This is a genomic window from Paenibacillus sp. 598K, from assembly GCF_003851045.1.
Taxonomy (GTDB): Bacteria; Bacillota; Bacilli; order Paenibacillales; family Paenibacillaceae; genus Paenibacillus_D.
Genome location: NZ_BFBX01000169.1, coordinates 14,622 through 17,223 on the forward strand (window position 1 = coordinate 14,622; position 2,602 = coordinate 17,223).

The following is a 2,602-nucleotide window of genomic DNA, read 5'->3' on the forward strand; positions in this document are numbered from 1 at the left end:
GGACGGCTCCGGCTCTGCCCGCTCGCCCGGGCCCGCCGCCAAGCGCCGCCGCAGACGCAAGCGCAAGACAGGCGCTGCCGCAGGACTGCCAGTGGACGATCAGACGCCTTCTCCTGCAGCTGACACTCCTGGGGCCAGCGGCGCGCAGGGGCAAGACGGCGAGGGGGCGGCGGCTGCAGAGCAGGCATATGGGGACGAATCGCCAGCTGCTGCTGGGAAGGCGCATGACCGCGTCGCCTCCCCTGCATCCCGCGCGTCATCGTCATCAACAGGCGGAGGAAGGAAGCGGATCGTCGCAGAGGACGGCGAATCGCGCGTAATATCCGAGCCGTCCGCATCGCCTGAGTCGGACAAGCCGGATGTCATCCAGGAGGACGAGCCGTTGCGGGCGCCTCGCAAGCGAAAGCGCAAACGCAAGCGCAAAGGAAAGGCTCAAACATCGCAGACGGCACAAACACCGTCACCCGGAGCGTCGGCGCGGATCAAGAGCTTGCCGGCGGACCCCAAGCTGCCTAAGCACGCCTCCCTGATGCAAGTCGAGACGCCGGATGTCTCTGCGCTGCGCACGACGCGGCGAGGCGTCGTCTGGATGCGCGGCAGGACCGAGAAGGGCAAGCGCTGGCATCAGGAAACGGATCTCGAAACGGCCCAGACGCTGGTTCGCGAGCACGCTGCGGTTATCCTTAATCCTTATACCGTACAACGGCTCTACAGCAACAAAACCTTTCGCCAGTATATTTTGATACGCGACCGCTATACCTGTTACTTCTGCGGCAATTACGGCGATACGATTGATCACTTGCTGCCCCGCGCCAAAGGCGGGCATACGACGCCGCTGAACTGCGTTTGCGCATGCAATCTATGCAATCAGAGCAAGGCGGACCGCGACATGGATGAATTCATGCAAAACTACGTGCCGCCGCCAGCAGACCTGGAAACGGACTAGATGCATATCTAACTGCCCTTCTCTGCTCATGAATACGCATCGGCCGCGTCGAGCGACTATGACGATTCATGACGAGAAGGGCAGTTTTTTCCTCTGATGCCGCACATGACCTTCCGCAACCTTCCCCGTGAATTCCCATGACGTTCCCCATGATTCATGTCCTCGGCACATCACACCAAACCGCCCCTTCCTCGGTCTCAGAGACGAGAAGGGGGTGGTAATGGCTTTTAATTAGAAAGTTGTGCCAATCGCAATCCAATTGATTATGCCTTTCGGCTGCGGACTTATCCGTGTGCGGATGAGAGTGACGACTGCGCTGCCAAGTGATTTTGATTTTACGAAGGCATAACAAGCAGGATGGTCGGTCATGGCTGTCAGGACGTAGGCCTGACTGTTAAACGGCGCCCGGAATGTCAGGGTAAGATCCACCTGCTCTTCCTGGTCCGTAAAGCTATATTCTGCTAGCCCGTAATATTGTACGGTTGTACCGAATGTATTGCCGCTGACGACCGGAGCGAATGCCAATTTGGACAGGTGGATCGATCGTTCTTCCAGATGCCTTGCCTCGACGGCTCCGTCTGCCAACCGATCGCCCTCTACGCAGCCTTCCATCAGATGCTCGGTTCGAATACTGCCAGGCATCGGTCCATGCGGCAGCAGCAGACCGGGCGCCAGCTTGTCGGCCGTCACTGCGCCGATGCCGAGCTTGTCGGCGGTGATGGCTCCTTCGCACAGCTTCTCGCTTGTCACCGCGCCGTCGCCAAGCTTGTCGGCGGTGACTGCACCCACGCGCAGCTTCTCGCTTGTCACCGCGCCGTCGCCAAGCTTGTCGGCGGTGATGGCTCCTTCGCACAGCTTCTCGCTCGTCACCGCGCCGTCGCCAAGCTTGTCGGTCGTTACTGCGCATTCGCGCAGCTTATCGCTCGTTACCGCACCTTCGGCGAGCGCGCCGCTGTCCACCGCTGCCCAAGCCAGCTTCTCCATCGTCACTGATCCGTCCGCCAATCGATCGCCCTCTATGCCGCCTTCCAGCAGATGCTCCGAGCGGATGCTGCCGAGCTTAGGTCCGGGCGGCGGCAGCAGGCCGGGCGCCAGTTTCTCCGCCGTCACCGCTCCGTCGCCGAGCTTGTCGGCCGTTACTGCGCCTTCGCTCAGTTTGTCGCTCGTTACTGCTCCAGCGGCCAGAGCGCCGCTGTCTACAGCCGCTGGGCCCAGTTTCTCCGCCGTCACTGCGTTGTCGCTAAGCTTCTCCCTCGTCACAGCGTGTTCGCTGAGCTTGTCGCTCGTCACCGCTCCCGGCGCCAGCGCCTCGCTCTCCACAGCCTTCGGAGCGAGGATCGCTGCGGTGACTGCGCGTTCTGCGAGCTCGGCCGTCGTCACAGGACGACGCTCCATGTTGGCCATCGTATCGAAATCTCGCTGTGTCACATAGCGTTCCGCCAGATGTTCTTCGCCGATCACTCCGTGCGCGATATGATGCGCTTCAATAGCCCCGGGGGCGATCTTGTCGGAGCTGACCGCATCCTTCATGAGATGGACGGACTCCACCGCCCCTTCGGCTAGCTCCCGCTCCCCTACGCTGGCCGGCGACAGCTGTTGCCCTCCGACGCTTCCGGGACTCAGCTTGCTGCCCGGGATGCTGCCGTCCTTGAGCTT

Annotated in this window: 2 protein-coding genes; one reads left to right on the forward strand and one right to left on the reverse strand. The window is 61.5% G+C overall.

Annotated features, from left to right (window positions below; translation table 11 throughout):
- Positions 1 to 946, forward strand: a 946-nt coding sequence (locus tag PA598K_RS38490; protein ID WP_376739112.1) for an HNH endonuclease, incomplete at its 5' end; no start/stop codon positions are given.
- Between the two features lie 231 nt (positions 947 to 1,177).
- Here PA598K_RS38490 and PA598K_RS33265 read toward each other — a convergent pair.
- Positions 1,178 to 2,602: WIAG-tail domain (locus tag PA598K_RS33265; RefSeq protein ID WP_185602382.1), on the reverse strand; the 1,425-nt coding region annotated here is incomplete at its 5' end.